This is a genomic window from Gordonibacter sp. (genome assembly GCF_036667095.1).
Lineage (GTDB): Bacteria > Actinomycetota > Coriobacteriia > Coriobacteriales > Eggerthellaceae > Gordonibacter.
In genome coordinates this window covers 1-3,878 of sequence record NZ_JAVWUP010000210.1, presented here as the reverse complement: position 1 = coordinate 3,878, position 3,878 = coordinate 1, and the positions used below count along the sequence as shown (strand labels likewise).

The window sequence follows — 3,878 nt, the reverse complement described above, 5'->3', positions numbered from 1 at the left end:
CGTTGCGGCGGTAGACCTCGCCCATGGCCGCGAACGCCTCGGGATTGGAGAAGTCCACGTACACACCGCCGCTGGGCGAGCCGCCCCCGTCGTGGATGGCCTTGGCGATAGTCCGCGTGAACGTGATGCGGTCGAGCGTGGAATAGTCCATGCCACGGAAGAAGTAGTTGTCGTTGGCATCGCAGATGTACTCGCAGCACAGGTTGTCGGCGCCGATGCCACCCACGAACGTGGCCGCAAGGCCCGTCGGATACATGCTGATCAGGTCGAATTGGAAGAACTCAGAATCCTGCAACGCCGCACCGCGCCGGTAGGCCGCCGCATCCACATCACCGGTGTTGTCGGGCGAGTTGATGGACGTGGGCGCCACGGTGTTCCACCCATAGATCCACGAACTGGCACCTGTACATGACACCGTCGATTTCGCACGGAACACGCGTACCGTGCCCGTAGGCACATGCAAGCCGACCGCGCCGATACAGGCACCGTCCTCGATGATCACGTCGGTGATCATGGTCTGGTCGAAGATGCGCGCACCCGAGCGTTCCACCGAGTCGGTAAAATAGCGCGGAAAGCCGTTGAACGTGCCGAACAGCGGGTAGCCCGGCTTGTCCAGCCCGGGCACGAACGCGCCCGTCTCGTCGCGCATGAACAGGTTGTTGCCCTCCTGCGCATAGCGCAGCAGCAGGTTGCGGTCCTCGACGGAGAACGCCTCGTGGGTGGCCTTCGCGATCTTCTTGTTCGTCAGCTCGTTTAGCACGAAGTCCTCGGACTGGTCCCACGGCGTGTCGGTCTGGATGAAGTTCACCCAGTTGCACCAGTTGTAACCGCAGGCACCGCCGAAGTGGAACGGCCCTTTCTCGACGACCACCACGTCCTTGCCTTGCTTGTAGGCTTCAAGCGCGGCGTGGGAACCGGCAAGGCCACCGCCGACGATAAGGATGTCGGTGTCGTAGAGCTCGTAGAGCACCTGCTCGCCGCCGCTGCCACCCGCAGGAGCGGCACCCGAACCCGAACCGCCTGCCGGAGCCGCGCATCCGCTTAGCGCACCTGAGAGCATGATCGTGCCGAATGCGACGGCGCTACCACCCAGGAACGTGCGCCGGGACATGCCCACCCGGTCCGGCATCTCTTCGCTATGACCGTGTTTCATTCGATCCCCTCCTTGATTTCTCCCCCAGTCCCTCACGAGACGATCGGCCTCTCGCCGACTACCCCTATTGTTCCGGGTTGCCCGAAGAAGTTCAAAGAACGGAATGCAAGTTCGTGTACGTCGAAAAGACAAAAAACGGGATTGTCCGTCTAAAGCGAACAATCCCGCAAGCAGTTCCCGCTTTTCGTGCTCTACAATCCCTTGAACAGCGCGCGCACCTCGTCAAGAACTTCGGTATCGGCAGCTATGATCGCCGTGTCGCCGGGATAGAGAACCGTCTCCTCATTCACCACCTGCACGTCGTCTTTCGTGGACACGGCAACCAGCAAGCTATCCTCAGGCATAAGCAACGACGAGGCCAAGACGCCCGATTCGTTGGAATGGTAGCGCATACGCGGCACTACGATCTCGGCCAACTGCACGTTGCCGTGCGTCAGCGACGAGGCCACGCTGACACTGCCCAGCAGGGTCTCTTCCTCGATGAGGTTGGCAATGAGCGTGGTAGACGACACGCATTCGATGCCCACTTCACGGAAGATGCGCAGGTTCTTCGGGTTGTTCACACGCGCGATGCAGCGCGGCACGTTGAACACACGCTGCGCGATTTCGCACGACACCAGGTTGTCGTCGTCTTGGCCTGTCGTGGCCACAAACACATCCGACTTGCGGATACCCGCATCCTCCTGGTACTTCGAGTCGCAACCGTCGCCGTGAATCACCAGGTAGCGGCCTTCCAGCACGATGGACAGATGGTCAGCCGTCTGCAAGTTCTCTTCGATCACGGCCACATCGTTGCCGCTGAGCAGCAGTACCGAGGCCAGATATTCTCCGATCTTGCCGCCGCCGGCAATAACGATATACATAACCTGCTCCTAGTCCTGAATATAGCGGGAGAACGATTCGATCAGCTCGTGGCGAACGCACACCAGCACGGAATCGCCATGGTACAGAATGGAATCGCGCGTGGGGATAGACGAGGCGGAACCGTCGCCGCGCTCGAACGCGACGATGCGGATATCGTGGTCGCGCTCAATCTCCGACACGCGAATGGTGCGGTGGTCATCGTCGCGCCAGCTCAGATCGAGCGAGAAGCGCAGGAGCTCGAACTCTCCGAACGTATCGATATGGGCGCCATGACCCGATATGATCTTGCTGAACACGTCCTCGGCCACCAGCGATGTACCGCATACGTGGTCGATGCCCAGCTGCATGTAGGCGCGTTCGTGATCGGGGTTGTACAGGCGGGCGATAACATGGGGCACGCCGAACAGGCGGCTACCCACTTCTGCCACCATCAGGTTCGTATTGTCGAACTGGGTAACGGCCGCAATGACGTCGCACTCCTCAACCCCGGCCTTGACAAGCGTCTCCTCGTCGAAGCCCAAACCCTGCACCGTCGATCCATTGAAGTTGCGGCCTAGGTTCGCAAACGCATCAGCATTGCGGTCGATGACGCACACGTTGCTGCCGTTGTCCGACAGCATATTCGCCAACTGCGACCCTACACGGCCGCATCCGACGACGATAACGTTGTCCATGACGCTTCCTCAATCTTTTCAGGCGCACAGCACGCCGTTTTCCGTTCGGATCCCAGCATACTGCATGATCGCATCTTGCATCCAGCTCAGCACCGTTCGGCAACAAAAAAGCGCCGGCATCACCTCGATACCAGCGCTTTGCAACATTCGGTTCTGCCGACAGGACCCGTCGGTCCTCTTAGATCAGCTGCATTTGGCCCAGCGTGTTGTTGAACCAATGCTCGGCATTCGGCGGGCAGTATTTCTGGGCGTAAGCCATGGAAATAGTGTAGCCGTATACGTTCGCCAACCCGGCAACATGGGTATTGATAGCCTCTTCCCAACCGGAGAACCCAGACTGTCCCCAGCCCCAAGCATTGAACGGCTTGAAGCAGACGGCACCCTTCGAACTCTCGGTGTTGGAAATAGCTGGCGACCAGCGCGGATCGACACTGCTAGTCCAAGCAGCCGTGGCAAAGGTAACGCCCTGGCCCGCAAGCGGAGAGCCCGCGAGGTACGCATCGATGCGACCGGTCCATTCGGCAATGAACGCTTCCTTGCCGACGTTCCAATCAACCTCGCTCAAATTGACGGCGACGGGAGCAGGAGCCGTTGCCTGCTGCTGGGCCATCTTCTCGCTCGCAGCGGCAATGCGCGCTGCTTCCTCGGCTCGGGCAGCTTCCTCCGCCGCGATGCGATCGGCCTCTTCCTTTGCCTCAATAGCCTTGATGCCCTTGGAGATATCGCGCTTTGCGGTGCTGCTCAGTACCGTTGTTTCGCGAGCAGCCTCATCGCTCGCTACCTGCGTCAGCGACGCAGATTCTGCCTGGGATGCCGAAGTGCTCATCTCGTCGATACCAAAAGCCTCGACATGAGAACCCGTGCTCCCGGCAGAAGCGAAACCGAACCCGATGCACCCGGCAAGTACCAGGGATGCGCATCCTACCGCCGCGATTTTTGCGACAAGGCTCGACTTCCGCTGCTTGTATTTTTTCACTGCCAAAACTCGGTAACCTTTCTTTGAACAGCGCAAGGCCTTGCCGTCGGAACGGTGACAGCGTGGTAAGTTGTGAGGGTGGTTGCTGCCGGAAGGGCCGATATGCTGTTTTAACAAGGCGTATTTTAGCCCATCTGACCCCCCTGGGGCAAAAAGATGTGGAGAGGGCCTCCACGTTTTGTTCGCTTGACAAACGAGAAAAGCAAAGACG

At 59.5% G+C, this 3,878-nt stretch carries 4 protein-coding genes; all 4 read right to left on the bottom strand.

Going from position 1 to position 3,878, the window contains the following annotated elements; translation table 11 throughout:
* A partial coding sequence (locus RR842_RS12570; RefSeq protein WP_332521379.1) for an FAD-dependent oxidoreductase occupies positions 1-1,153 on the bottom strand: 1,153 nt, incomplete at its 3' end.
* A gap of 191 nt (positions 1,154-1,344) precedes the next feature.
* The gene (locus RR842_RS12565; RefSeq protein WP_332512626.1) at positions 1,345-2,016 is read right to left on the bottom strand and encodes a TrkA family potassium uptake protein; all 672 of its coding nucleotides are present in this window, start codon (positions 2,014-2,016) and stop codon (positions 1,345-1,347) included.
* A 9-nt stretch (positions 2,017-2,025) separates the two neighbouring features.
* On the bottom strand, positions 2,026-2,691 hold the full coding sequence (locus tag RR842_RS12560) for a TrkA family potassium uptake protein (RefSeq protein ID WP_332512627.1): 666 nt from the start codon (positions 2,689-2,691) through the stop codon (positions 2,026-2,028).
* Between the two features lie 178 nt (positions 2,692-2,869).
* A complete protein-coding gene (locus tag RR842_RS12555; RefSeq protein ID WP_332512640.1) occupies positions 2,870-3,667 on the bottom strand; it encodes a CMP-2-keto-3-deoxyoctulosonic acid synthetase in 798 nt (265 codons plus the stop codon).
* Between the last annotated feature and the right edge of the window lie 211 nt (positions 3,668-3,878).

Bases quoted from the DNA above. Each gene is read 5' to 3' on its own strand.
- RR842_RS12565 (WP_332512626.1), bottom strand. From the start codon at position 2,016: ATGTATATCGTTATTGCCGGCGGCGGCAAGATCGGAGAATATCTGGCC.
- RR842_RS12560 (WP_332512627.1), bottom strand. From the start codon at position 2,691: ATGGACAACGTTATCGTCGTCGGATGCGGCCGTGTAGGGTCGCAGTTG.